Origin of the sequence: Shewanella sp. MBTL60-007 (assembly GCF_019654915.1) — a bacterium.
Classification (GTDB): Bacteria; Pseudomonadota; Gammaproteobacteria; order Enterobacterales; family Shewanellaceae; genus Shewanella.
Genome location: NZ_BPET01000027.1, coordinates 1 through 25,268, shown reverse-complemented (window position 1 = coordinate 25,268; position 25,268 = coordinate 1). Strand labels below are relative to the sequence as shown.

At 43.3% G+C, this 25,268-nt stretch carries 19 protein-coding genes; 6 read left to right on the top strand and 13 right to left on the bottom strand.

Features of this window, described 5'->3' with window-relative positions:
• Positions 1-885, bottom strand: coding sequence for a LysR family transcriptional regulator (locus K5Q92_RS11790; protein ID WP_259649552.1), 885 nt, complete (start codon positions 883-885; stop codon positions 1-3).
• 167 nt (positions 886-1,052) lie between these two features.
• Here K5Q92_RS11790 and K5Q92_RS11785 point away from each other — a divergent pair, with 167 nt between their 5' ends.
• On the top strand, positions 1,053-1,952 hold the full coding sequence (locus K5Q92_RS11785; RefSeq protein WP_220769200.1) for an SDR family oxidoreductase: 900 nt from the start codon (positions 1,053-1,055) through the stop codon (positions 1,950-1,952).
• Positions 1,953-2,212: 260 nt separating this feature from the next.
• Here K5Q92_RS11785 and K5Q92_RS11780 read toward each other — a convergent pair whose 3' ends face one another.
• Positions 2,213-3,169: a LysR family transcriptional regulator gene (locus K5Q92_RS11780; RefSeq protein WP_220769199.1), complete on the bottom strand. Its 957-nt coding sequence runs from the start codon at positions 3,167-3,169 to the stop codon at positions 2,213-2,215.
• Positions 3,170-3,358: 189 nt separating this feature from the next.
• Here K5Q92_RS11780 and K5Q92_RS11775 point away from each other — a divergent pair, with 189 nt between their 5' ends.
• Together K5Q92_RS11775 and K5Q92_RS11770 are read left to right on the top strand one after the other, a co-directional pair.
• Positions 3,359-4,171: an enoyl-CoA hydratase/isomerase family protein gene (locus K5Q92_RS11775; protein WP_220769198.1), complete on the top strand. Its 813-nt coding sequence runs from the start codon at positions 3,359-3,361 to the stop codon at positions 4,169-4,171.
• 102 nt (positions 4,172-4,273) lie between these two features.
• Positions 4,274-5,155: a radical SAM protein gene (locus K5Q92_RS11770; RefSeq protein WP_220769197.1), complete on the top strand. Its 882-nt coding sequence runs from the start codon at positions 4,274-4,276 to the stop codon at positions 5,153-5,155.
• Between the two features lie 148 nt (positions 5,156-5,303).
• Here K5Q92_RS11770 and K5Q92_RS11765 read toward each other — a convergent pair whose 3' ends face one another.
• The 3 genes from K5Q92_RS11765 to K5Q92_RS11755 all read right to left on the bottom strand — a co-directional run bounded on the left by K5Q92_RS11765 (position 5,304) and on the right by K5Q92_RS11755 (position 10,505).
• A complete protein-coding gene (locus K5Q92_RS11765; protein WP_220769196.1) occupies positions 5,304-8,489 on the bottom strand; it encodes an efflux RND transporter permease subunit in 3,186 nt (1,061 codons plus the stop codon).
• A 3-nt stretch (positions 8,490-8,492) separates the two neighbouring features.
• Entirely contained in the window at positions 8,493-9,683 is a 1,191-nt protein-coding gene (locus K5Q92_RS11760) for an efflux RND transporter periplasmic adaptor subunit (protein WP_220769195.1), read from the bottom strand.
• 486 nt (positions 9,684-10,169) lie between these two features.
• On the bottom strand, positions 10,170-10,505 hold the full coding sequence (locus K5Q92_RS11755) for a PBPRA1643 family SWIM/SEC-C metal-binding motif protein (RefSeq protein WP_220769194.1): 336 nt from the start codon (positions 10,503-10,505) through the stop codon (positions 10,170-10,172).
• Between the two features lie 356 nt (positions 10,506-10,861).
• Here K5Q92_RS11755 and K5Q92_RS11750 point away from each other — a divergent pair, with 356 nt between their 5' ends.
• Positions 10,862-11,782, top strand: coding sequence for a manganese-dependent inorganic pyrophosphatase (locus K5Q92_RS11750; RefSeq protein WP_220769193.1), 921 nt, complete (start codon positions 10,862-10,864; stop codon positions 11,780-11,782).
• Between the two features lie 84 nt (positions 11,783-11,866).
• Here K5Q92_RS11750 and K5Q92_RS11745 read toward each other — a convergent pair whose 3' ends face one another.
• The 3 genes from K5Q92_RS11745 to K5Q92_RS11735 all read right to left on the bottom strand — a co-directional run bounded on the left by K5Q92_RS11745 (position 11,867) and on the right by K5Q92_RS11735 (position 17,716).
• A complete protein-coding gene (locus K5Q92_RS11745; protein ID WP_220769192.1) occupies positions 11,867-14,266 on the bottom strand; it encodes a Lon protease family protein in 2,400 nt (799 codons plus the stop codon).
• A gap of 258 nt (positions 14,267-14,524) precedes the next feature.
• Positions 14,525-16,909 (bottom strand): peptidase U32 family protein, encoded by a 2,385-nt coding sequence (locus tag K5Q92_RS11740; RefSeq protein ID WP_220769191.1) that lies wholly within the window; start codon positions 16,907-16,909, stop codon positions 14,525-14,527.
• Between the two features lie 342 nt (positions 16,910-17,251).
• The gene (locus K5Q92_RS11735; RefSeq protein WP_220769190.1) at positions 17,252-17,716 is read right to left on the bottom strand and encodes a rhodanese-like domain-containing protein; all 465 of its coding nucleotides are present in this window, start codon (positions 17,714-17,716) and stop codon (positions 17,252-17,254) included.
• 689 nt (positions 17,717-18,405) lie between these two features.
• Between K5Q92_RS11735 and K5Q92_RS11730 the strand changes: the two genes are divergently transcribed.
• On the top strand, positions 18,406-19,434 hold the full coding sequence (locus tag K5Q92_RS11730; RefSeq protein WP_220769189.1) for a Preprotein translocase subunit SecY: 1,029 nt from the start codon (positions 18,406-18,408) through the stop codon (positions 19,432-19,434).
• Positions 19,435-19,592: 158 nt separating this feature from the next.
• Positions 19,593-20,231 (top strand): protein-disulfide isomerase, encoded by a 639-nt coding sequence (locus tag K5Q92_RS11725; protein WP_220769188.1) that lies wholly within the window; start codon positions 19,593-19,595, stop codon positions 20,229-20,231.
• A gap of 321 nt (positions 20,232-20,552) precedes the next feature.
• Here the strand turns inward: K5Q92_RS11725 and cmoM are convergent, their stop codons facing one another.
• The 5 genes from cmoM to K5Q92_RS11700 form a co-directional block, all read right to left on the bottom strand.
• On the bottom strand, positions 20,553-21,329 hold the full coding sequence (gene cmoM, locus K5Q92_RS11720) for a tRNA uridine 5-oxyacetic acid(34) methyltransferase CmoM (protein ID WP_259649551.1): 777 nt from the start codon (positions 21,327-21,329) through the stop codon (positions 20,553-20,555).
• Positions 21,330-21,511: 182 nt separating this feature from the next.
• A complete protein-coding gene (locus K5Q92_RS11715; protein WP_220769187.1) occupies positions 21,512-22,807 on the bottom strand; it encodes a cytosine deaminase in 1,296 nt (431 codons plus the stop codon).
• 10 nt (positions 22,808-22,817) lie between these two features.
• The gene (gene codB, locus K5Q92_RS11710) at positions 22,818-24,083 is read right to left on the bottom strand and encodes a cytosine permease (protein WP_220769186.1); all 1,266 of its coding nucleotides are present in this window, start codon (positions 24,081-24,083) and stop codon (positions 22,818-22,820) included.
• Between the two features lie 600 nt (positions 24,084-24,683).
• On the bottom strand, positions 24,684-24,977 hold the full coding sequence (locus K5Q92_RS11705; RefSeq protein ID WP_220769185.1) for an HU family DNA-binding protein: 294 nt from the start codon (positions 24,975-24,977) through the stop codon (positions 24,684-24,686).
• A 2-nt stretch (positions 24,978-24,979) separates the two neighbouring features.
• The coding region (locus K5Q92_RS11700; RefSeq protein WP_220769184.1) for an HU family DNA-binding protein at positions 24,980-25,268 on the bottom strand (289 nt) is incomplete at its 5' end.

Genomic DNA, 25,268 nt, shown 5'->3' with positions numbered 1-25,268 from the left:
CTAATAAAACGCGTTTGCTTTTTGTTTCAAGAACTCAATCAAGGTGCGAACTCGCAGTGGCATCAACGCTTTTTCTTGGTAAACAGCGTAAATAGGGATCTCTAAATCATGTACGTCTGGTAACAAACGCACTAAATCACCACGGGCCAGTTCTTCCTTCATCATAAAGCTTGGCATAATTGCAAAACCTAGGTGATTGAGGACGAACGCTTTTACTGTCGCCGCTGTTCGAACACGCACTTTAGGGCTGTGGGCTATACGAGTCACATTACCCTGACTGTCGGTCATCATCAGTTGTTTGTCACCATGGACGATATGATGGGTGATCCAGTCCAACTGTAAAAGATCTTCAGGTTTAGATACAGTCCCAACCTTACTGAGATAGGTCGGTGTGGCGCAAATCATGTCTCGGAAGCAACCTAACTTGACTGCATATAAACTTGAGTCTTCAAGTGCCGAAGAGGCGCGCAAGGCGATATCGCAGCGTGATTCGATGAGATTACTGTAACTGTCACTTTCAATAATGTCGAGTTTGATTTCAGGATAAAGATGCAAGAACTCACTTAAGATCTCTACCAAAGCGGATGTAGGCGTAGATAGCCGAATTGTGCCACTTGGGATTTGATTAGCGTCTTGGGTTTCTGCATTTGCTTCTGAGGCGATATCACCAATTAGCTTGCACTTTTCGTAATAGCGCAATCCGGCATCGGTGAGAGAAAGCGAGCGAGTCGTGCGATGGAGGAGGCGGGTATTCAATGACAGCTCGAGCTTAGACACAATTTGTGAAACTCGCGCTTTGCCGATACCTAGATCATCAGCAGCCTGAGTGAAGGATTGTCGTTCTGCCACTTTAGCAAAGACCATCATGTCATCGAGTGAAATCATACTTTCTATTGTTTAGCTTAATTTAACAATCAGTTTAATAAAAGGCTAATTATCTATCAATAACCAAACGATATAGTGTCTTCATCAACAGCCGGAAAGCTAACACATCAAAGCAAACCCGCACTTAATCAAGTAAAGCTGCTTTAAAAATGAATGGAGAAACAAACATGACAGAACGAAAAATTTTAGTAACAGGTGGATCTGGCAAATTAAGTGCAGAAGTCATAAAAACGTTACTCGAAGACTTCAATATACAACCTAAGCAACTCATTGTTACAACGCGCAAAGCGGACAAGCTTTTAGCACTATCAGCAAAAGGCGTAGATGTACGTGAAGCAGACTTTACTAGCCCTGAATCGCTAGAGAAAGCGTTTAAAGGCGCAGATAGTTTACTATTGGTCAGCATTGATGCTTCAGGGCCACGCACTCAAGCTCATTTAAATGCTGTAAAAGCAGCAGAAAAAGTTGGCGTTAGCCATATTGTTTATACCTCAATGCCCTCGGCAGAAAACTCTCCTGTAATCTTTGCGCACGAACATGATGCAACCGAGAAGGCGATTAAACAAAGTACAATTGCAAACGCAACCATCTTGCGCAACAACTGGTACTTTGAAAATGTATCAGAGTACTTTGCTAGTATCCTACAATCAGGCCAATGGCTAACTTCCGCAGCAGAAGGGCGCTCAGCCCAGCTATCACGCAGAGACTTGGCCTATGCAGGGGCATCGGCGCTTATAAAGCCTATAGAAGGTAAAGTCACGTTGCCGATGAATGGCGTTCAATCGATGACACATGCTGCAATGGCAAAAGTTATCGACAAAGTATTGGGTACTTCAATTAACATGGTGCATTTATCAGACGAAGATTACCAAGCCCAGTTAGAGTCTTTTGAATTGCCGACACCAATCGTAGACTTGTGTGTGACTATGGATAAACATAACCGCGGTAATTTCTCAGACGGTACGAGTGAAGCATTTGAAAAACTGACAGGCAAGCAACCACAAAGTTTTGAAGCTTGGTTGAACGAGAACGAAGTTAATTTAAAGAAAGTAATGCAATCAATTTAAGCTTTAGTTTTTAAACCCTTTTTTCTCAATAAACCTTAGTGACTAATGTAAAGTGAAACTAGTAACTCTAACGCCCTATATTATAGGACGTTAAGGAGAGCCAATTAATCGTGTAGTTGTGGGATCGCAGCACCTTAGCGCAATAGCAATAAAGTGCTGCTATCAATAAGTGAGTTAAATCTGATTTCAACTTGCTATTAACGCACATAAACAAAGATGGCATTCTCGGTTATTCAAAGACCCCTCTATAAGAATGCGTTCTACTTTCTGTTGCTAGGAAGATCCATCTTGTCGAAATTGGGAATATTGCGTTCCCATACGGGGATATCTTCACCAATAACCGATTTTAGTACATCGATAAACAGTTTCGTCTTGATGGGGGCATCGCGATGGGGATATACCGCATAGAAGGTACCAAAGTCCTCAAGTGCTAAATGAGTCATGATTGGCACGAGCTTGCCTTCAAGGATCTCTTTTTGGATCATTTGAGCGGTCACTACCGCTAGCGTATTACCTGCAACAACACTCTTTACTACCATCTCTACATCATTAACTTTATAAGCGGCATTAAGTTGAAAACTCTGTTGGTTTTGGTTTTCATCTAGATAGCTAAACTTATCAATGAGCAGTCCAGGCGTAGAGTATATTGTTGCGGGAGCTGCTTGTAGTTTTTCTATTGAGTCAATCTCACCGTGTCTTGCAATAAATTCCGGGGAGGCAACGATAAGCAAGCGGCTTCTCGCGATTTTACGACAGATTAATGTCGAGTTCTTTGGCTTTCCTATGCGAAAACCAATATCAAAACCCTCTTTAACAATATCAACAACTTTATCCTCAAGTCTTAGCTCACACTCAATCTGTGGATACTTGGCTTGAAAAATTGATATTGCATCTTGAACATATTGTCGACCAAACATCATCGAACTACTTATTTTTAGCAGCCCTCTTGGCTCTGAGTGGTAATTTTGCGCGAGACGTTGAGTATTACCCAGCAGTTGCCTTAAGGATTTTGCCTGAGTGACCATCTCATTACCTGCAGCAGTTAATGACAGCGAACGAGTTGTTCTATTAAGTAATCTAACCCCTAATTCCGCCTCTAACCGGCCAATTTGTTTTGAGACCACAGAACGATCGAGGTTTCTCTGTTCAGCTACATTCGTAAATGAGCCTAACTCCACGACTTCCAGAAATAACAATAATCGACTAGAAAAATCCATTGCTCCTCAATGCCTCTCACCAATTAAATCTAACCAACGCAAATTGGTGCAAATAAAGCACCATTCATGTGTAGATAATAGTATTTTTCTTCACCGAAGCAAGGCCTATAGTTAGTTCATTGAAACAAAGCAGGCTCATGTAGTGAAAGCATTTATATGAGCCAATCGCCTAAGCAAGAGGAAACGAATATGAAAGCACTATCAATTACAAGTCAGCTAGGGATCACCACTGTTGCGATAAACAACCCGCCAGTTAACGTAATAACAAGCAACTTAATCAACGAGATTAATGAGTACGTGCTCAGCTTAAAAGACGATCGTGATACTAAAGTTGTGGTGTTTAAATCCATGCATGAATCTTTCTTTTTAGCTCACCTAGATCTTAATGTAATTAATGGTACCCAAGGTGGACAATCTGCTTCCATTGAGTTCAACCACATGATCGCCAACATTAAAGCGATGAAACAAGTATCTGTTGCCGTGGTTGATGGTGTCGCTCGTGGAGGAGGAAACGAATTTGTAATGGCTTGTGATTTAGCTTACGCCACTGAAAATGCAGCATTTGCACAGCCTGAGATCCATGTGAACATACCAACGGGTGGGCAGGGAGCGGTGCAGTTCGCACGTAGAATGGGTAAAAACAAGGCACTACAAGCGCTATTACTGGGTAATGATTTTACTGCACAGCAGGCTGAAAGCTTAAATATCATCACTCAATTCGTACCAAAAGCAGAGATGGACCAATTTTTAACTTTGACTCTTGGAGTGATGAGCCAATTAGAAGTGCGCGATATCGTGATGTATAAGGAAATTATCAGCACATCGATTAAAGATGAAGAGGCGGGAGCAGAGTTAGAGTTGCGCTATTTCTTAGAACGAGCAAAAGAGCAAAAGACAGAAACTATCATCGCAGCATTTCTTAAGCACGGCGGTCAAACCGAACGCGAAGCTAAAGATATTCAGGGTATTTTTGTAGATACCGCTGCAGAGCTAACGCAATAAGACCTGCCTCAATGAGCTTTGTCTCAATAGGTTAAGATTTGAACCCAAGTTCAATGGCCGCTTCTAAGGTGGCCTTTGATAGCGTATTTGCAAGGATAATTGATGAGATACGAAGGTAATATTTATCGGCCACCACCTGAGGCCGATGCCTACATTTTGCAATGTACTATTGGTTGTTCTTACAACAAGTGTAGTTACTGCGCTATGTATAAAGATGTTCGTTATAGGGTACGAACCATCGACGAGCTGAAAGAAGACATTCGACTGGCACAAGCCACTTTTGGTAATAAAGTTGAAAAGGTATTCCTAAGTGATGGGGATGCGATTTCATTACCAACCGAAAGCTTGCTAACGATCTTATCGGAGCTTTATCTGGCTTTTCCGAACTTAAATCATGTAAGCACCTATGCTGGTCCACAAAGTACGTTAGATAAGAGCCTAGATGAGTTTAGACAGCTTAAGGAAGCAGGGCTGACCATGACCTACCTTGGGGTTGAGTCTGGCTCCGATGAGGTGTTAAAAGCTATCCGTAAAGGAGTGAGTTCAGCTCAAATGCTAGCTGCTGGTCAGAATATTGTACAGTCCGGCATTAAACTGGTTGCCATGGTGATGATTGGACTTGGAGGAAGTGGTGAACAGTCAAAACAACATGCGATACAAACAGCCGAGTTAATCAATAAGATGAACCCGTACCTTTTGGGATTATTGACCACAGTTGCCATCGAGGGCACGCCTCTCTATAGGCAGGTTGAGAAAGGGGATTTTACACTACTGGATCCATACGAGGTACTTGAAGAGGTAAAGAATTTGCTGCAAACGCTCAATCGAGAGGAGTTATTGATAGACAGTACTCATGGCTCAAATTTATTACCGATGAAAGGAAGCTTACAAGCGATTAGGTCAGGAGTGTTCGATAAGATTGACCATACATTGCTTAATCGTGATAGTAACATCATAGGCAAAGCTTATCTCGGCCGTTTCTAATACCGAACAGTATAATGTGAGTTAGTAACCCTTTTAGCTTTCAGTAACTAAAAAGCCCCTAGTCAAACTACTTTGTCTAGGGGCTTTTTGATTTAACTTCTTTGAATTAACTTAGTTATTCAAAGAAGTTTTTCACATTAGATTGTTACTAGTTAACCGCGTGTTCAGTTGAAAGCACAGGTTCTGTAGGCTCCTGTACACGAGACTTACTGCCAATCACACGTTTGATATCCTCAATCGTCACATATAAGCAGGGGATCAGTACCAAGGTGACAATTGTCGCGAATAACACACCAAAGGCTAAAGATACCGCCATTGGAATCACCATTTTCGCCTGCATACTGGTTTCCGTCATGATGGGGACTAAGCCAATGAAAGTCGTTAAGGACGTCAATAAGATGGCTCTAAAGCGTCGACAACCCGCCTCGAGTACCGATTGCTTCATCGCAATACCAGACTCCCTAGACTTATTAATATAATCAACCATCACCAGTGAGTCATTAACCACGACACCTGCGGCAGCAATAATACCGAACACAGAGAGGGCACTTAGGTCGAGTCCCAATAGCATATGACCAAGTACTGAGCCAATCACGCCAAATGGGATCACCGACATAATCATTATCGGTTGCGAATAGGACTTGAGTGGTACGGCCAACAGACTATAGATCACAAGCATAGAGATTAAGAAATCTCGTAATTGAGTATCCGCACTATCAAGCTGCTCTTGAATATTGCCAGACACTTCGCTCTGAACTCTAGGATATTTCTTTAATAGCTCAGGCAGGAAGTTATCACGAATATCCTTAGCAATCTTAAACGGCTCCGCCTGATCTGCGTCAACTGAGCCCCAAACATTGATGGTTCGATTACCATTTTCACGACGAATGCTGTTAACGCCATCGGTGACAACTATCGAAGCCACTTCAGATAACGGGATTTCAGCGCCCAGTGGCGTCTTAATCATCACGTCAGACACTTGAGCGATAGAGTTTCGCTGCTCCTCAGGGTAGCGCAACATCACCTTGATCTCTTCACCATTACGTAAAATACGCTGGGCTTCGAGGCCATAAAAGCTATTACCCACCTGACGTGCAATATCCGCTAGAGATAAACCGAGACTATGAGCCAAAGGCTTAAGCTCAAACTGGATCTCTTTGGCGCTTGACTGGCGGCTATCGTTAACATCGCCAACGCCCTTAAGGGTATTGAGCTTAGCTTTTAACTCTTTTGCAGCGGCGACTAACTGCTCGTCATCCTTACCTTCGAGTCTGAAGCTAATATCACCGTCATCCCGTCCACCACCAAACAGGTTATCTTGGATGGTGAAAGACTTCATGCCTGGGATAAGCGGCATATTCTGGCGCCAAAGCTCAGCTACAGCAAAGGTATCGATAGGACGTAGTTCTGGGTCGACAAGTTTAGTCATGACTTGTGCCGATGTACGGCCACGTAACTCAACTTGCATATCAGAGATCATCTTCTGACCATATTGCGCTTCTAGCTCAGTATCGACACGCTTCAGTGCTTCTTCGATAGACAAGGCAGCCGACAAGGTAGCTTTTTCCGAGGCATCGATATTCATTTCGAATGAGATCCGCGGGAAGTCATGGGGGATTTTAGGCTGGCCGATAAAGCGAACTAAGCCACCTGAATAAAGACCCGCACAAACTAAGATCAAACTGATAAAGATCATGATCACCGTATAACGATACTTAACAGCCACCGCAAGCGTGGGGCGGTAATAGCGACTGATCAAGATCTTCAAGCCAGAGTCGACTTTGCCTTGTAAAAAGTTAACCCCATTGCGTAGCCAGTCTAGTGGATTCTTTGAGCCTGGTTTAACGATGGTTTTTTGTTTCATGCGCGCTAAATGCGCTGGCAAGATAAGCTTAGATTCAACCAAGGAGAAGATAAGACATAAGATCACCACATATCCGATAGCCTGTCCGAAAGCTGACGACGGGCCGTCATCGAGGGTTATGGGCAAAAAGGCGGCGATAGTGGTTAATACACCGAAAGTTGCAGGCATCGCTACGCGTTTAACACCGCGGATCACGTTATCTAGACTTTGACCTTTCTCCTCACACTCAGCATGAGCGCTTTCTCCCATAACAATGGCGTCATCCACCACGATACCCAGTACTAAGATAAAGGCAAAGAGGCTAATGACATTGATGGTGACATCTATCATGCCCATCGGCATAAAGAGTAGGGTACCAAGGAAACAAACAGGTAGCCCCATCATGACCCAAAACGCGAGCCTTACGCGCAAGAAAAGTGCGAGTAAGATAAATACCAGTACGGCGCCACTTTTCATGCTGTCGAGCATCAAGTTTAAGCGCCCTTCAAGGTAATAGGTCATATCGACCCAAGGCTCAAGCTTTACGCCCTCGGGCAATACTTTTTGCTTATCGGCGATATAAGCCTTCACCACATCAGCGACATCGGTGAGACTCTGATCATTTGCCGCACCAATAAAGAAAGTGACCGAATTCTTACCATTAAACTTCGAGTACTGAATGCCTTCTTCGAAGCCATCCACAACAGTAGCCACATCACCCAGTAATAGGGTGGTACCATCCTCCAATGTGATTAGCGGCAGGCTCTCAAATTCATAGCCGACATAGGCCTGATTCTGCACTCGTAGGTTGATATAGCCATTTTCAGCACGAATTTGGCCCGCAGACATATTTCTGGAATAACCGCGTACCGCTTCAGCAACGTCATTAAAACTTAATCCAAATTCACGTAATCTGTCTTTACTAACTTCGATGGCGATTTCATAGCCGAGGCCGCCATAAAAATCGGTGATATTGACAAGAGGTAACTGCAATAGCTCATCATGGATCTTCTCACCAAGATCTTTTAGCTGCCTTTGGGATAGATCGCCATATAGGCTCATATACATCACTTCTTGGCGAAGCTTTATTCGCTCAACCTTAGGTCGCTCCATGCCATCGGGAAAGCTGGAGATAGAGTCAATCTCAGACTTGACCTCTTCCAATACAACCTGCGGATCGTAAGAGTCCTCGACTCGAAAGTAACCAGAAGACGCATTACGGTTGGAGTAGGTGATGACGCGCTTAAGACCTTGAACGCTTTCTAGCGCTTCCTCAATCTTAATGGTGATCCCTTCCTCCACCTCTTGTGGCGCAGCGCCGGGATAAACCGCATTAAATTCGAGCCAGTTGATCTCTACCGCTGGGAAAAACTGCTTACGAATCGTATTAGCCGTAAGTAAGCCGCCAATCAGGATAATGATCATCAGCAGATTTGCCGCCACGCTGTTACGAGCAAACCAAGCGATTATGCCTTTATTGGTATCTATCATGAATTAATCCTTATCTTCCATGGCAATTTGCGTAGGTTGATCAGGACTCTCTTCATCTCGTAATAACTTATCCTCTGGCAGGGCTAACTGCATGCCTTCGATAGGATAATCTAGGGCTGAAGTGATCACATTCATACCAGCTTCAAGCCCGTCGGAGACGATAACCTTAGACCCAATCTGTCGAAGGATAGTGATATTCTTGTATCTTAATTTACCTTCATTATCTAACACGGCCACTTGGTTGTTGATCACAAGATGACGAGGGATCTCAGTAACTTGTCCGGCGTGGCTACCATCAATAGAAGCGGTCACATAGGTGCCATAACGCAGTTCATTGTTTTTTGACTTAAGACCGTAGGGATCTTTTACTTCGGCAACGAGATAGGTCATGCGACTACGGCTATCGATAACGCCTTCACTGCGTACGACTTTCGCTGTCCACTCTTGAGTCTTACCGGCAAAGTCACCGGTTAATATCACTTCCGCACCTTGGCCTTTATCATCTAAAAATTGCAGTTCTTTATCTGCGATAGGTAGACGGATCTCAGCTTCAGCTGTACTCAACACTTTACCTAGTGGAGTACCCATGCTGACATAAGAGCCTAAGCCAATGTTACGAGCTTCAATCAAAGCATCATAAGGTGCCTTAATAATGGTACGTTCAAGATTACGGTTGGCTCGTTTAAGTCCTGCCTCAGAAGAGTTAAGCTTAGCTATCTCTTGGGCGAGCTGAGGTTTACGAAGACTCAACTCAGTCGGTACACCGTTTTCGATGCGCTTCCATTCTTCTTCGGCAACCTTGCCATAGGCTTTTTCTTGTACCAGAGTCGCTCTTGCCGATGCCATGGTTGCTTTGGCATCGATGAGCGCTGCTTCGTAATCGCTTGGATCTATTTTGGCGAGCACATCGCCTTTCTTTACAAAGCCACCACGAACGAACTTATCTGATAAATAGACAATTTCGCCATTTAACTGTGATACCAGCTCAGTTTCATATTTTGCATTAACAACGCCATATGAGCTGACTGCAAAACTCATGGGGTTGATCTCAACCGCTTGAACCGAGACAAGCGGTGTAGTGTCGAGCTGTTCCTTTTCCTCTGGGGGCTTTTTTAAAGCCGACATGCCAATAAACCCTGCCACACCGACAGCGATAACAACCATTGGTAGAATGATCTGTTTTTTCGTAGCCACAAACACGTCCTCTTGTTTAAGCAAACCGACACTTAATAACAGTCATCAATGCTGTTGAAAGTGAAATACTGTGAAAGCTAAGCGCGGTCTATAATTTTGAATGTATGTTAATAGATGTGGAGAGATGTAACAGCTCAATTATGTAAACTTGTGTAACCAAATTTGACATACAAGGTGTATGGAGCAGATTGGATTTAAAAAATAGCGATAAGGCTTTGGCTAATGGATTGATTAACCGATAAAAATCAAGACTTCATTGTTAGGTTAGGGCGTTGGCAATTGGCGGTGAACAGAAAACAGACAAAAGACTCTAGCAGATAAAAATGTAACAAAAGCTGAAAGCGTAATCGCTGTCGACATTAGAGTAAACAAGAAAAGATAACATCTAGCACTCAACCTCAGCGCTAAAGGGCTGGTACTACTGGGATCAAAAATATAAAAAAAGCAGTCCCCAAAGGACTGCTTTATCTTTTTCACGCTATGATTTTAGCCACAACACTTCTTGTATTTCTTGCCGCTACCGCAAACACAAGGATCATTACGGTTTGGCGTCTTTTCAAAACGGGTCGTTTGAGGTTTATTAAGAAGACCAATCAAATCAATGATATTCTCTTCCTGACTTGGGTCGACCGTGATTTCGCCCACCAGCTGGTTATCGATAAGCAGCTGCTTTACTTCAACTTCGCGTTGTTCATTTTGAACCATAAGCTTTAGTGGGCTCTCTTCAGTTCCCACTTTAACTGCACGCTTGGTGTTGTAACCATAGCTTTCGTGCTTAGGCTTTGGGGTTTTACGCCCTTTAAAAAAGAATTTGTCTGACATCGCTATGGCGCTCAATCTAAATAATGAAAATTTACGCAAGCTTATACTACAAAAATGCCCGCAGTGATATCTAAGACTGCGTTTCGATAGCATTTAGGGCTAAATTTAACTATGTTTGGCCGTTAAAGAATTTTTCTTTGAAGTCTAGCTGGAGCCTAGGTACTAGAACTCACCTTAACTTAGCCTGTCTAATTAGTATGAGAGGCGGATAGTCCGGTCAGTTTAAGGCTTTGCTAGCGCGTATCCGTTGTAACTTTAACCATTTCAGTCAAGAGTTTGCTGTCTGAGACCTTTTGCTATTTCCGCATCGCGAAAAACTTTGTTAAAATCGGCGCAAATTAAAGGAGAGCTTTTATATGCCAGTTTATGTTGTGGGCCACAAGATCCCAGACTCAGATTCCATTTGTGGTGCTATTGCACTTGCACACCTAAAGAACCAGATCGGTGAAGCATCTGTTGCAACTCGTTTAGGTGACATTTCACCAGAGACCGCCTTCATTCTAGATAAGTTTGGTTTCGAAGCGCCGGAGCTAAAGCTTAGCTATGCAGGCGAAGAAGTTTATATCGTTGACCACTCAGAACTGACACAGGCTCCAGACGATATCGCCGAAGCGACTATCGTAGGTATCGTTGATCATCACAAACTAGGTGATCTTACGACTTCTACACCGTTAGAGTGCTGGATCCGTCCAGTAGGTTGTAGTAACACAGTTATCAAGATGATGTACGACTTCTATAATGTTGAGATCCCAAAAGAGATCGCTGGCATCATGTTATGTGCAATTCTTAGTGACACGGTTATCTTCAAGTCGCCAACATGCACCACGGCAGACATCAAGTGTGTTGAAGCATTAGCTGAAATCGCTGGTATCGAAGATTATAAAGCACTAGGCATGGATATGTTTAAAGTGAAGTCTGCGGTAGAAGGCACACCAGCTCGCGATCTTGTTATGCGTGACTTTAAAGATTTCAACATGAACGGTAACTTAGTGGGCATTGGTCAGCTAGAAGTGATCGATCTATCTGTATTCGATGACATTAAAGCCGAACTTGAAGCCGATATCGCCGCATTAAAGGCTGAAGGTAACCGTCACAGCGTGCTATTACTGCTAACTGACATCATGAAAGAAGGTTCAGAGATGCTTATCGTCAGTGACGATTTAGCGAAAATTGAATCTGCTTACAACTGCAAGTCAGAGAGCAACAAAGTATGGTTAGATGGCGTACTAAGCCGTAAGAAGCAAGTTGTACCACCACTACAGGACGTGTTCGCTTAATCCCGTAGTTACGAGTGTATTGAAGAAAGGCCGAACATTGAGTTCGGCCTTTTTGTTTTCAATATCTGCGGGTTAGTATTGGTATTACTTAGTGTGATTATCTTTAGCGTGTAGTTTACGTAATTCGTTCAGTCTTACTTGTGCCAAACCTAAGATACTATTTTTCGGGTATTCTCCCTTTGCGTTTAGGGCTCCCACTTTAGCGCCCGTCAGTAACTCAATCGCCTGGTTCACGTGAGAAATGGCCCAAATATTAAACTTACCTTTCTCGACTGCTTCGACGATATCACGACGTAACATCAAATTATGAACATTAGACTGAGGAATGATCACCCCTTGGCTATCTCTACGTCCCTTAATTTTACATACATCAAAGAAGCCTTCGATTTTTTCGTTAACGCCGCCAATAGGCTGCGCCTCACCAAACTGATTCATCGAGCCTGTGATGGCGATATCCTGTCGTATTCCCTTACCAGAAAATGAAGACAGCATAGCGCACAACTCAGCCATGGTGGCACTGTCACCATCGACTCCACCGTAGGATTGCTCAAAGGTCAGGTGGGTCGATAGAGGAATTTTATCCGTCTTACCTAAAATAGAGGCGATATAAGCGGTTAAAATCATCACACCTTTAGAGTGTATGCTGCCGCTAAGTTCGACATTACGTTCGATATCGAATACTCGACCTTCACCGAAGCTTGTCGTTGCGGTGATCCTGCTGGGTGCACCGAACTGGTAGTCGGTAGTAGACATCACCGACAAAGCATTCACTTGGCCAACGGTTTCGCCCTGAGTATCGATTAGGGTGGTGCCATTGGTAAAGCTCTGCATAAAGTCATCTTTTGCTCGGCAGATTCGTTTCTCTTTATTTATCAGTGCTTGCTCAACATGGCTTACTCGGATCATGTTGGCGTTGGCAGCCCGGGCACAATAATTTGCCTCTCGCAATAAATTGGCGATATCGACAGAGTGTAGCGATAGCATGTTCTGATCATCAGCCTGTCTAGAGCTGAACTCGATAACCCGTGCTATGGCTTTTTTATCACAATGTAGGATTTGATTACTGTGTACGATGCTAGAGATAAATTGGGCGTAATGCGCCTCGGAGATGTCCGTACGGGGCATTTTGTCTTCAAAATCAGCTGTAACACGAAACAGTTCGGTAAATTCGGCATCATATTGCTGCAATAGCTTGTAGGTGGCAAAGTCTCCAAACAGGATAATTTTCACATCCAACGGTATGGCCTCGGGATCCAAGGAAATGGTGCCCGATAGAGTCACCTCTCGCTCCAGAGAGGTTAAACTAAGCATACGTGATCTCAGTGCTCGTTTTAGTCCGTCCCAAACATAAGGGTGCTCAAGCACCTTGACAGCATCTATCATCAGTACGCCGCCATTAGCCTTATGTAAACTCCCCGAACGAATAAGAGAGAAGTCGGTGAAAACCGTACCTTTATAGGTAGCATTTTCCACATAACCAAAGATTGTGTGGTAATTGGGAGTTTCCTCAACAATGATCGGTTGCATCTGAGACTCTTGCGAGACCAAGACATTAATCTGATAGCGCCTTGGCAGCTTCTTGCTCATGGAGGCATAGGCGAGGGCGGCTTGCTCCTCACTCTCCTCTAGGAAGATATCTAGATTGTCGAGAATATCTTTGTGCATCGCCTTAATATAGGCTTTTACACTACTGAGCTCATTATATTGCTCTTTTAAACTCTCTAGAGCATGTGTCAGTACCTCTTCAGCAACTTGTTCATCATGTTTTTGTTGCTTTTCAGAGTACTCTTCCTCCCATACCGTTATTTGACGAATGATCCCCCGTAGTTGGGCTTCAAGCGCCGAAATCGCCGTCTGCATGTTGGCTTGTTCAGTAGCTGAAAGAGCAAGGTAACTCTCTTCGGTATGGGGCTCTTCACCATTTAAGGCTACAAGCTCATAATTACCCTGAGGTGAAATAGACAAACCAACACCATGGCGTTTTGCTTCTTCAGTTAAGGCGCGCAGCGCGTCTTCTTGTTTCGATGCCAGTTGGTTTTTAAGCTTGTCTGCGCGGCTGTAATACATCTCGTTGTCAAACGCTAAAGGTAGAGCCTTAAGCAATTTTGACATGAGTTTTTCCATGTCTTTTTTAAATTTAAGACCCATACCAGCAGGTAGTTTCAGGACTTTGGGGCTACGCGTATCATCGAAGTTGACCACATAACACCAATCATAAAGGGTGCGGCCGTTTGAGCTCGGGGCTTGCCGGTTAAGGTGGCGTAGCACCATGGTACGTTTACCAAGGCCATTACGGCCGAGCGCATAAATGTTATAGCCTTTCTCTTTCATCGATAAGGCAAACTCTACCGCTTGTTGCGCACGGGCTTGGCCGACAATCTCTTCTAAAGGCTCTAGGTGTTTGGTCGACTTGCAGTCTGAAGAAAGCTTCTTTAGCGATGATGCACGGTAAAGCTTGGTACTGCTGAGAGGTTTTATTGGCATAATGCGTCCTCTTTATGACGGTCAATAATTCCACTCTATACAGTTAGATAGCATATATCTGCAATTATTTACCAATAGGTTAGATATTAGCCTATTAGGAGGTTCGGTTGGTTGTTTATTGCACAGCCAGGGCTTTTTCTAGCGTAGAATCTTGATATTTCAATAGCGAAATGCTGTTAACTGGTTGATGAAGTGGGGTTTTACCATTTACTCCCGTTAAAGAGTAAATGGAGTCGCTGATTGCATGGCTAAATAGTCTTACAGGCCTTTTTGATATTGCTCGTTAGTGGTATTGCAAAAAAGTACTTGTAAATTTGTCTGTGCTTCTAATGAGCGAGTTGACGGCTTATCTGAAGGCGTAGCACTTATCTTTAGCGATTGCAGATTAGTTAGGAGATCACTAAACAGGCTGACAGTGTCAAACTGGCTAGTTTGTAATTGAGTCTTAGTTGCTACTAACCGCAGATCCAGCAACACAGAGTCAAAATAACCTGCTAGATCGGTCAAAATCTGTGGGTTAAAGAAGTGTTCGCTGCCGTATAACACATTGTGTTCACGGCGCTTCTTGTCAATAACAAAGTCAACGCCTTTCACGTTGGTCAAGCTGCTACTCTTTTTACAAACGGTCAGGCACTCCTTATCCATAACGGTCTTATCACAACCACTAGCTTGTAAGAACAGACACTGACGACTGCTCATCAACATAACGGGATGGTAGATACTGTAGTGAAGGCTAAAATTATCCGGTGCCTTGATAGCCTTGATCTGTTTCTTGTTTAACTCGTTTGACACAAAAGCGCCTATACAGCCCTGTTGCTGCAAACTATGCATGCTAATGGAGTTTGTCGTGTTAAGGTGGGGACCCGCAACCCAGCCTATGCCAAGTTGGTATGCGGCCATGCCGACACCAGAGTTATTTGTGACTATGGTGTTTGGCTTGATCTCTGCGAGTAATTGTTTCGCAGCTATATAGTCTGGCTCCATAACCACGGCGCCAAACCAGGGGGTCAATTCAGGCTCCTGAGTAAACAAAAGAGCAAGTTTTTCCTTTTCAGCTTCGATGGCGTCTGGGATCAGGTAATAAACAGAGATCTTTTTATCCGCCAACTGCTGTTTAATCTGACGATAGAGTGCCAAATCCCGACGATTAGCGATAAGCACAGATAAACCGGTTTGTTTAGGCGATTGTTGGAGATTATCTGCTTTTGAAGACAGGGATACCAACTGCTGACGTACCTGTTTTATCGTAATTGGTTCGACATGCTCTCGGCCGTTGTTTAACCAACAAACAATTTGCCGTTTCATCTCGGTGATCTCTTTAAAGGGAACAAACAAGTCTCCCCCAAGAGCGTCATAGTTAATCGCCCCTAAATCGAACTCTAGATTACCTATACTGGCAAAGCGCTTGGATAACTCCACTTGATCTAAGCCATATTTGTCTGAAGGAAGCAGTAAAGAGTCAGACTGCACCGAAAAGTGTTTTCGATTAGGGTTTGGTGCACTGTGCTGATAGATCAGCTCTACTTCAATAGTCAAAGGCTGATTCTCTTGACCGGCGAAACGTAAACCTACGACAGGTTTATCTAAAGACAGCTTTTCGATTTTTCCTGCAAGGGTTTCGATGATTTCGGTTTTTTCATCATAGAGTGCTTTTTTAATGTTGGGCAAGCTTTGTGTGTTTGCGTCGCCAGTTAGCTTCAAACTCTCAATCTTGGTAAAGTGTTGCACCGCGTTGTCACGTGGATTGTCGATATACATATTTTTACCAACAGCGCCATGCAAATAGCCGTTTGAAAAATCTCGATTAAAGACCGTGTATAGCGGATTTTTATCGTGACTCATGGTTTGCTTTTGCTCTAAGCGAGAGATCTGTTGGCGCCAAGTATCGATGACGCGATAGACATAATGAGATTTTTTAATGCGTCCCTCTACCTTTAATGAATCCGCGCCAGCATCATACAGAGCACCTAAATCCGAGTATGCCGAATTATCTTTGAGGTTAAGTGGATATTGTGCGCCTACATCAGTGGTCTGATATTGATCGCGACAGGGCTGACTACAACGCCCACGGTTACCCGAATTCCCACCATGAGCCGAGCTAAAATAGCAGAGGCCAGAAAACCCGATGCAATTAGACCCGTGAACGAATACCTCGGTGAGCATATCAAGGCTGTGGGCCTTGTCTGACATCAGCTTAATTTCTGACAGGTTTAGCTCTCTAGACAGATTGGCTCTTGAAGCGCCAAGCTTTGACAGAAATTCAAGTTGACCGCTGTTGTGAGTCGTCACTTGCGTTGATGCGTGAATATCCAGAGTAGGGTAGTGCTGTTTTAACAAATAAAATAGCCCAAGATCTTGAACTATGACGCCATCTATAGAAGTATTCACCAACTGATTCAACAGCTTAAGCAGTGCAGGCAGTTCCTGCTCTAACACTATGATATTGAGCGTTAGAAACAATTGGCACTCGTGTTGGTGAGCGACACGCAGTAGTCCCATTAAATCTTCAAAACTTAAATTCTCAGCGCGAGTTCGAGCGTTAAAACTATTTAAGCCGCAGTAAACCGCATCCGCCCCCGCAACAATGGCCGCTTTAATAGACTCAATGTCACCGCCTGGCGCGAGTAGTTCAAGTTTTCTCATGGTATTCCTATTGATGGTGAATTCCTAAAGAATTCGGGGACTGCTAGAGTATGGCGCAGTTTGGATAGAGCAGGGAATTGTAAGACGTGCTAACGCCGAGATCTAGGAGGGATAAGCCTATTTTACTAATTTATGATATTGATCCTGCGCACACCTAAGCGTAAACACTCGCGCTCGTATTAAAAAGAGGCTGAACTGCCTTAACATATGTCACACGCAATTGAGAAAGGACTATCAACTTGTGGTCGGTAACGCTAGCGGTCAAGAATCGGTAATAGGGCAAGGCACCAGCAAAATACATGCTTGTTGATCTTGCCCAAAACAACAGGTTGTTGTGTATGGCTATTTAGCGATGTTTGGGCCTACATAGCTAGACAGTTTGCTATAACCACCTTTTAATACTTTGACATTATCAAAGCCCAATTGGCGCAGAGCCGTACCAGCCGCCATGGCGCGTGCGCCAGATTTACAGACAATTACCACAGGCTTGTCTGTAGGGATTTTATTTAGGTTTTCAGCGGTAAACAGCTCATCTAAGCTGATGTTAAGCTGGTCTTTCATTGCAAGACCAAATACTTGACGCTCTTCTGGGGTACGGATATCAATGGCTGTGACGCTAGCATTATTCTGTAGTTGCTTAACAAACCCTTCTGCGCTAATTAGTCCGATATCTTTGCCTACTGTTTTACCTTTTGCGTGGCTAAATTGTTCGTTAAAGCCCTGTGCTAACTTTGCATCATATGCGATCGCCTGAGAGCTAAGTCCTAATAAGGCACATAATAACGTCATGTTTACCACTTTGTTCATACATCTATTCTCCAGTCTTAAGGTGAGGATTGACTCTTCACTTTGGGTTATTTTTATTTTATTCAATATAAAACAGGGCAAAGTCAGGTGCAGGGGACTGACTTTGCCCTGAATAAACAGGATTATAGAAAGCAAGAAGGGGGGAATTTGTTGCACGGCATCACATTTGAGGCTCCGATAAGATTTCAACAAAACTAAAAGTGGTTATAGCTTTCAATATTTAGCTCTCAATGAAGTTGAACGAATATTTTTAACTATATTAATCAGTACGATAAGCCTATATCGTCCGAAAACCTCTTTTTCACACCTGCCTTGGTGTAAAGAAATCAATTCATATCGTTTTATTTATAAAGCGTTCATTTAGTGCACATTTTTTAAGAAACTTGCCAAATCGACTTATACTTATGCTTAGGGATGGCGTAGCTCGTAATAGGTTGTGATGTTTTAGTGCCGTGACAAGTTAGCTCCCCAGTAACTCTTTGCCTCATACAGCACCATTTAAAATGCCATATGCAAACATGCAAACATGCAATTAGCATAAATGTAATATCCGAGCGAATAATGCGCATAAGATCCTAATCTTTAAGTTATTTGAAGATAAATAGGCTGATTTAGAGTAAGCTAAATATTCAAATTCTCAAGTTATACATACTCAGAGTTATCTTCCTATTCTCATTTAGAAGTCCACTATGCTTTACAATCAAAATCACGCTATTCGTTTTCCAAAGGGCAAGTTTGCCATGTGGAGTGTTTACAGCTTCACCGGCGCATCGATCCTCGCTTCCATTATATTTTCACTACTACTGTTCCTCTCTATCGATGACGACCCGGTTATGCAGTTCCTCTTTGGTGGACTAGCGGTTATTTTTGAGCTTGGAAAATTCTTCGCTTGGTATGAAGTCGGTGAGCGTTACGCTAGAAAAAACTTTATGGGCATGCTGTCAGCATTAGGATTTTATGCCGTGCTTGCCGCTATCTCTATCGGGGGATCTATCGGCGGGATCAACAGCGCGACTAATAAGGCTCAGGAACATGTTCAGGTTCAGCAGAGTAAAGTGAATGCGTTTAACATGCAGATTGAGGCTATTGATAAGCAGATAGCCCTGAATAACATAGCAGCCGAAAAATACATACAGATGGAACGTATCGCCACCGGTGTGACTCGCATTCAGAAAGAGAACAATAAACTGCGAGAACAACAGCAGCAGCTTGCCCTGCAGCGTGATAGCATTCCCGTTGTAAGCCAAGGTTCTATTGTTGGTTTGATTGAAAGTCTTGCGTTATCACTTAACATCAAAGCCGAAACAGCCCAACTTGGTTTAGTCGTCTTCCTATCTATACTACTGGACTTCTTTGCCGCCTTCTTTGTGGGACTGATTGGCGAAGAGAACCGCTTTAGACAGAGGTTCAATCAAATCCATCCTATTACACTTGAAGGCTATTCGCCCCTTGATGCAAAGGACTCGGACTTCTTGCCACACTTCGAACCGAAACAGTTGCCGGAGGCTGAACCTAAGTCCACCTATGATCAAGTTTTAGACGCACTCGGTAGCAATCGAGTCAATTGCAGCAAACGCGCTGTCAGCAATTATCTCAATATTACCACTGAAGAAGTGGACGAGATCTTTAGCCGTATGTTTAGTGAAGGGGTCGTCACCAAAAAGCCAAACAATCACTTTCAGTGGCAAGGCGTTAAAACCGTAGAAGAAGCCGTCTAGCGCCAATACAACGAATATCAAAGAGGGAGCCTAATTCAGAGGCTCCCTTTTTTATCATAAAAGTGCCAACAAGCTTGTGTATAGTGAATTGGTGTTTGAAAATTTTCGACAAAGAACTTAGGATCGCGCTACAGATTATTCTAACAAGATCTTAGTTAATGACTTCTAAGCAGACTCACACGCAAAACGAACCTCTAACACTTTATTTCATTTATGACTCTCATTGCCCTTGGAGTTACGCAACCACACCCGTAGTTGCAGAGCTGATGGATGCTTTCGATTACTCTGACGTTCATTTGCTACACTGTGCACATTTCAACGGTTCTGATGCACCAAAGAAAGCACACATTGACCAAGTTAGCGCATTAACTAAGGTGCCATTTAGTGATGCTTACTTGAAGGGGTTAAACAAAAAAGTGTCTTCGATTAAGACTGCTAACTTCATGTCTTGGGTGCAATCAAAACAGGCCAATAAAGAGTTTGAATTACTAAAAGCACTGCAGCAACAACATTTTGTTGAAGCGAATCCATTAGATTCAAGAGCTGATTTTGACAAGATAATCAATCAATACAAATTATCTCCTTCAAATAAGGTCTTTAAAGATGCTATTAGTCATGAGGCGGAGAGTGTATTAGCAGGTATCGCCGAAATTGGCGAAGCGATCGGTACCAATGCCTTCCCTGTACTTGTGATGACATCAGGCGATCAGGCGATCTTTATTGACCACTCAAAATTCCTATCTGAACCTGCTGCGGTAGTCGAGAGTGTAAAACAAGAGCTAGCCGCGCTAAGTTAATAAGAAGCGAGATTAACTTAGCAAAGCGTTAAGCGATAGTGAGTAGCCTGTCTATGGTGGCTATTCACTATTTATAGCAGATACGGATCAACACGATATAAAATACAACCAATGCAATCCATTTCACCGTTAATGCTGTATCAAACAACATAAAGCCCCCTTATGTGACGAGCTCACTAGGTTGTGAAAAATTCTAGCCGTTCCTTTTATATTGCTGACTATAAATGCCAGCGAAGTGGCTCATATCACAAGCTTTATGTTAACAGACCCCCATTAAACCTATCTTAATTACTTAGCCTAAACTCAACAGCTCATGCTCACTTAAATTGATTTTTGTGCATAGACATGGATGTACCGTCCTAAAGATAAGAACGGCTCCTGCCTACAGAGCTTTTGTTCCATGGCAACAATTTGCTCGAAGCTAAAATCGCCCATGTCATGATCCTGCATATAGTCGTGAAAAGTGCGCACACCTGTCTTACCCAAGATATTAAAACCCGCATGCTCAAGGCACTGATAAACCAGCTCAGGCTTAATGCCTTGCTGGGGTTGCAACTTAAAACGCTTTCTATGGGGCATGCCTTTCTCAATATGATTAAGGTTGCCACAGATAAGATTTTTAAACAGCAATCCGTTGTAGTTGTAGAACATGACCGAGATGATGCCCCCGGGCTTTACCTGCTCACACAAACCTTTTAGCGCTTGTAGCGGTTCGGCCAACCACTCCATAACGGCGTGAAACAACACTAAGTCGACTTTGGTCGGCAGGTGCTCTGCAACGTCTTGCACAGGGCAGTGAATGAAGCGGTAGTGCTCAATTAAGTGATTCTTGATGATATCCTGCTTTGCCAGCGCAAGCATTTCACTGGAGAGATCACAAAGACTGACTCGATGACCTTTGCTGGCAATCTTTTGCGATAGCTGAGCTAGGCCACCACCTGCGTCTAATACATTCAGCTCTTTGTCTTGTGAAAGAGTAAAAAGGATCTGCTCGATATCTTGCCAGACGACTGTCTGCCTGATCTCGCCTTTAGCGGTGCCATAGATGCTGGCAGCAAACTTATGGGCCAAATCATCAAAATTTCTATCTTCTATCACTTGGGGTATACATTTTACGGCTAAAAAAGGAGGGGGATTTTGTCATAAGCAGACGAACAAAAATAGCTTTTCGATCGCAAAGTTAAACAACAACGAATATTGCCAATTTGAAGTAAGATCGAAGGCAAAAAAAAGCCGAGTAAGTGTCAAACACATACTCGGCTAATTCATCTTGCTAAATCTTAACGACGGAAGGTTACATCTTCAGCTTCTGCTAGGTGGATCTGTGTTCTTGCCACCTGAGTTTCAGCCAAAATCTTACCTTGGCGTACAGAGTAACGCACTGGCACTTGGCGACGCAGCGCATCGAAGCCATTATCGGCAGGCAGGACTAACAGGTTGCCCGGTTTACCCAGCTCAATGCCATACTTATCTTGGATGTTCAGTGTGCGCGCCGACTTACTGGTGATCAACTCAAGCGAATTATTGATTTGATCGTAACCCATGATTTGGCAAACATGTAAGCCCATGTGCAACACCTGTAGCATGTTGGCCGTACCTAATGGATACCAAGGATCGAAAATATCGTCATGGCCAAAACAGACGTTGATATTGGCAGCGAGCATCTCTTTAACGCGGGTGATACCACGACGTTTTGGATAATCATCAAAACGACCTTGCAGATGAATATTCACCAACGGATTCGCCACGAAATTAATGCCAGACATTCCAAGTAAACGGAACAAGCGAGAAGCATATGCACCATTGTATGAATGCATTGCCGTAGTGTGGCTGGCGGTTACGCGCTCACCCATATTGTACTTGTGGGCAAGAGCTGCAACCGTTTCAACAAAACGCGACTGCTCATCATCGATTTCATCACAGTGAACATCGATTAAACGATCATACTTGCGTGCTAGTTCAAACACATAGTGTAGCGACTCTACGCCATATTCTCGGGTAAACTCAAAGTGTGGGATAGCACCAATAACGTCGGCGCCAAGCTTCACCGCTTCTTCTAGAAGCTCTTTACCGTTCGGGTAAGATAGAATACCTTCTTGAGGGAAGGCAACAATCTGAATATCAACCCATTGTTTCATCTCTTCTTTAACTTCTAGCATCGCTTTAAGCGCGATAAGAGTCGGGTCAGACACATCTACGTGAGTACGAACATGTTGAATACCGTTAGCAATCTGCCACTTTAGTGTTTGCTTAGCGCGAGACTTAACATCTTCGATAGAGAGCATAGACTTACGCTCAGCCCAACGCTCGATACCCTCAAATAACGTTCCTGAGATGTTCCAGCTTGGCTCACCAGCCGTCTGCGTGGTATCTAGGTGAACATGGGGCTCACAAAAAGGAGCAACCGCCATGCCGCCTTCGCCATCTAGCACTTTTAAAGAATCAGCAGATGGAAGCGTAATGCTTTCACTCATTGGTGCAATGGCACTGAACTGACCATCTTCAATCAGGAGTTGATGAAGGCCTTCTTTGCCGTTAAGCGTGACATTTTTAATCAACATACTTGCTGATGACATGGTGTTTTCCTTATGCATTATTTGCATTTTGACAATCTGATTTAACTAAATTCTGTTTATTAAAGCGCTTTAAAGCTTCATCTAATAATAGGTAGCTGATTGCGCCAGCGAGTACTGCGTTAACGGGGACTATGCCTGGTAAAAGGTGACCTGCAAGCACGCCTATCATCACACCGCTAATTGCCGCCCAATTGACCGTAGTAAACTTGGCGTTGGCGAAGTCTTTGTATTTTTCACGATTTCTAAGGTAATCGGCAATGATAATGCCACCAATGGGTGGGATTGCCGCTGACAGGAAGGTCAGCCAACCGACAAAGTTATTATATAGCCAAAGTGCGCACAGGGTACCGATGACACCATTGAAAAGTGATAGATACTTACTCGGAAGTCCTGTGATATTTGAAAAACCTAAGCCAGAGGCATAAAGGGCATTATCGTTAGTGGTCCAGATATTCAGACCTAAGATGATAATGGCAGGGATCAATAGTCCTTGGGCAATCATCACTTCAGATATGTCCGCCTGACCCGTTGCTGCAGCACCTGCCGCGCCGAAGATAAACATCAAAGAGTTACCAACGAAAAACGCAAACATCGTGATAAACACGGCATTAACCGGCTTCTTACCAAAACGCACGAAATCTGCGGTGAGAGTACCAGCAGAGATAAAAGAGCCCACGACTAAGGCTAGTGCTGTCGAAAACTCAATCGGTGTTTCTGGCGTTAACGCCTTTAACCCATCCATGCCACCTACAGTATCAACCGCTTGAAGTACTGAATAACCACCGAATAGTGCGATTGCAGGCACGGCTATGGCCGATAGGATCATAATCGCGCCGATCCCGAAGTAAACGGTAATGGTCATCAACAGACCAGAAATAATGATAAGCAGGTTTGTATCTATTCCTGTTGCCTTTTGTACTGGAATAGCGAACATCGCCACACCAACACCAAACCAACCAACTTGAGTGCCACCGAGTAGGAGCGACGGTAGCCAAGAACCTTTTAAACCGAATGAGTAACGAGCGAGGAGATGAGTAGAGAGGCCTGATTGAGCGCCGATGTAACCAAGAAATGAAGTGTAAATACCGAGAATTAAATTACCAATTAAAACTGCGAGAACAAAATCATTAAAGGAAAGACCAGTACCGAGTGTCCCTCCTGTCCACATACTCGCTGAAAAAAAGGTCAAACCCAGCATCACCATTGTTAGGGAGAATACGCCTTTACGAGCCGATTTAGGAACCGGGCTCAAACTGTAATTATTATCGCTTGCCATTTATTGTCCTTGGATTAAATAAAGAAAATACACGGCTTACCAGGTGAGCGAGCAATCAACACAAAAGGGTGCTTACGTACTGCATTTCAGGCAAACGGCGCGTATTTTAGTGACAATGAATACAGAGTCAAGCAATTAACCCCAGCTGATTACAAATCAATACAACTGTGCTTTTTATGTAGGTGACAATGGCATTATAAGTTGCACTAGCTTTGCAAGTTTAACCTTGCGGCTTAACTAAATACCCCCATTAACCCTAAACTATGACCAACTCTTGAAGAGGATTCACTAGTATCAAGTATTGCTTTTGTACTTTTTGCTGAGCAAGCAAATGTTTATACCGACGAGTATTAAAGCTGCGTTAATCCAGTAAATGCTGTAATGGCACTTACTTGTACTGTTCAACAAATTTTTCAGCATCAGATGTTTTCTTAAAAAACATCTTTAACCGACTTTCCCCATGATTCATGACAGTAGGGCAATCAGAACTATTAATCATCCACAGCCACCTTTTAACCTGCCTTTTAGTTGGCGTTTGATTTAAGCCAAAAAAATTGTTGTCGATTGCCATAATCCAGCCCTAATTTGTGTGTAATTTCATTATTTATCATCGATATACTCAATAGTGCTTTTTACAGGAGTAAAACGAGCTACGTACTTCGCTTTTGTGATCATCTTTTCTCCCGTTTGTGGGTTACGGCTTTCATAGGGCAAGACTTTGGTGTATTTGACCGAGCCGAAGCGTCTAATCAATATTCGATTTTGAGCGGAAATATTTTCGATAAAAAAATCACGGGTAGCTTTTACAATGAGTACTGCATCATCTGGTGCAATATTAAATTGTAATGCAAGTCGTTTTGCTAGCTCAGCAATAGACACTTTGTTGTTTAACATAACTAAATTTCCTTTTTTCTGAGTTTTCTAACAAAGGAAAACACTATGCGCTTTCTTGCTCGAACTTCATGCAAGTCTCCGGTTTTAGGATTGCGTCCAACTCTTGCTGTTTTCTCTACCTGCTTTAATTGCCCCAAATTAGTTAAGTGAACAGGTCGGCCAGACATAGCGAGAAAAAGCATGTCTTCTAACAAGTGGTCAGTCATTTTGTCTACTTGATCATGAGTATAGCCTTCGAGTTGATTGCAAATATATTCAACTAAATCTTGTCGATTTTTATTAACCATGGTT

Bases quoted from the DNA above. Each gene is read 5' to 3' on its own strand.
- K5Q92_RS11790 (WP_259649552.1), bottom strand. From the start codon at position 885: ATGATTTCACTCGATGACATGATGGTCTTTGCTAAAGTGGCAGAACGA.
- K5Q92_RS11785 (WP_220769200.1), top strand. From the start codon at position 1,053: ATGACAGAACGAAAAATTTTAGTAACAGGTGGATCTGGCAAATTAAGT.
- K5Q92_RS11780 (WP_220769199.1), bottom strand. From the start codon at position 3,169: ATGGATTTTTCTAGTCGATTATTGTTATTTCTGGAAGTCGTGGAGTTA.
- K5Q92_RS11775 (WP_220769198.1), top strand. From the start codon at position 3,359: ATGAAAGCACTATCAATTACAAGTCAGCTAGGGATCACCACTGTTGCG.
- K5Q92_RS11770 (WP_220769197.1), top strand. From the start codon at position 4,274: ATGAGATACGAAGGTAATATTTATCGGCCACCACCTGAGGCCGATGCC.
- K5Q92_RS11765 (WP_220769196.1), bottom strand. From the start codon at position 8,489: ATGATAGATACCAATAAAGGCATAATCGCTTGGTTTGCTCGTAACAGC.
- K5Q92_RS11755 (WP_220769194.1), bottom strand. From the start codon at position 10,505: ATGTCAGACAAATTCTTTTTTAAAGGGCGTAAAACCCCAAAGCCTAAG.
- K5Q92_RS11750 (WP_220769193.1), top strand. From the start codon at position 10,862: ATGCCAGTTTATGTTGTGGGCCACAAGATCCCAGACTCAGATTCCATT.
- K5Q92_RS11745 (WP_220769192.1), bottom strand. From the start codon at position 14,266: ATGCCAATAAAACCTCTCAGCAGTACCAAGCTTTACCGTGCATCATCG.
- K5Q92_RS11740 (WP_220769191.1), bottom strand. From the start codon at position 16,909: ATGAGAAAACTTGAACTACTCGCGCCAGGCGGTGACATTGAGTCTATT.
- K5Q92_RS11735 (WP_220769190.1), bottom strand. From the start codon at position 17,716: ATGAACAAAGTGGTAAACATGACGTTATTATGTGCCTTATTAGGACTT.
- K5Q92_RS11730 (WP_220769189.1), top strand. From the start codon at position 18,406: ATGCTTTACAATCAAAATCACGCTATTCGTTTTCCAAAGGGCAAGTTT.
- K5Q92_RS11725 (WP_220769188.1), top strand. From the start codon at position 19,593: ATGACTTCTAAGCAGACTCACACGCAAAACGAACCTCTAACACTTTAT.
- K5Q92_RS11715 (WP_220769187.1), bottom strand. From the start codon at position 22,807: ATGTCATCAGCAAGTATGTTGATTAAAAATGTCACGCTTAACGGCAAA.
- codB (WP_220769186.1), bottom strand. From the start codon at position 24,083: ATGGCAAGCGATAATAATTACAGTTTGAGCCCGGTTCCTAAATCGGCT.
- K5Q92_RS11705 (WP_220769185.1), bottom strand. From the start codon at position 24,977: ATGTTAAACAACAAAGTGTCTATTGCTGAGCTAGCAAAACGACTTGCA.